Consider the following 1,235-nt stretch of genomic DNA (forward strand, 5'->3'; position numbering starts at 1 on the left):
GCCCGCCCGCGCGGGCGCGCGCGGGGGCCGGCCCCCGCCCCGACGCCACCCACCCCCTGGCGCGCCCGCCCCCCCGCACCCCCCGGGGGCCGGCCCCCCCCCCCCGGGCCCCCCCCCGGCTCCTTCGAGAGCGAGCGCGCAATGACCACCCGCACCTTCGGCCGCATCAGCATCGCCCTGCCCGATCTCGCCGACGGCTACCTGTCCAACGTGACCTCCCTGGAGAGCGGCCGGGGCACCGTCCAGGACTTCAACTACGCCGACGCCGGCCTGCGGGATCTCGACCTGGCGCACGCCCACCTCATCACAGGCCGAACCACCAGCCCGCGCGCGTCCTACGTGCGGATGGACGAAGTGCGAGTCGACTCGGTCGAGTTCGACGGCTGCGATCTCGGCGATCTCCAGTGGGCCGACAGCAAGCTGTCCCGCGTCGTCTTCAAGAACTGCAAGATCATGGGCGGCACCTTCAACGACCTCACCCTCGACAACGTGCTGTTCGACAACTGCAAGCTCGACTCCTCCACGTTCGAGAGGATCCGCGCAGCTGGCCCGGCCGCCTTCACCCACTGTGCGCTCACCGAATCGACGTTCACCGGGTGCGACCTCACCAACGCCGTCTTCAACGACTGCACGTTGCGGGACACCGAATTCCGCCGTGGCACCTACAAGACGACCGACCTGCGCGGCAACGACCTCTCCGCCCTGCGTGGCGTCGGAAATCTTGCGAAGGTCGTCATCGACCGCTCCCAGCAGATCGAGCTGACGCAGGCCCTCATCGCCGAGCTGGAGATCACCTTCGGGGAACCGTGACGGACAGCAGAGCGGCACGCCGACTGGAGATCACCTTCGGGGAACCGTGACGGACAGCAGAGCGGCACGCCGACTGGAAGCCGGGCAACGCGGCCTGACGTCCGCGTACGCTGCGGAGCACACGAGTAGGAGGCATTCCGATGGAGTGGATCAACCCGCAATACGCGGACCTGGTCGCGCGCTACCGGCAGCAGGACGACGACGCCGAGCCGGTCACCCCGTTCGGTGCCCCGCTCCGACGGGTTGACGGCGAGGATGTCCCATCGCGGCTCGGGTTCATCGTGGAGCCGCTCCTGAGCGAGTAGCAGGTGGCGCCCCTGGGGGGGGGGGGGCCCCCCGGGGGCCGCCCCCCCCCCCCCCCCACCCCCCCCCCCCCCCCCCCCCCCCCCCCCCCCCCCCCCCCCGCCCCCCCCCCCCCCCCCCGC

At 72.1% G+C, this 1,235-nt stretch carries 2 protein-coding genes; both read left to right on the forward strand.

Going from position 1 to position 1,235, the window contains the following annotated elements:
- Window positions 1–141 precede the first annotated feature (141 nt).
- On the forward strand, window positions 142–810 hold the full coding sequence (locus ACFV4F_RS27925) for a pentapeptide repeat-containing protein (protein WP_380506456.1): 669 nt from the start codon (window positions 142–144) through the stop codon (window positions 808–810).
- A gap of 140 nt (window positions 811–950) precedes the next feature.
- Entirely contained in the window at window positions 951–1,115 is a 165-nt protein-coding gene (locus ACFV4F_RS27930; protein WP_380506459.1) for a hypothetical protein, read from the forward strand.
- Window positions 1,116–1,235: the final 120 nt, after the last annotated feature.

Origin of the sequence: Kitasatospora sp. NPDC059722, assembly GCF_042733235.1 — a bacterium.
In the GTDB taxonomy this organism is placed as follows: domain Bacteria; phylum Actinomycetota; class Actinomycetes; order Streptomycetales; family Streptomycetaceae; genus Kitasatospora.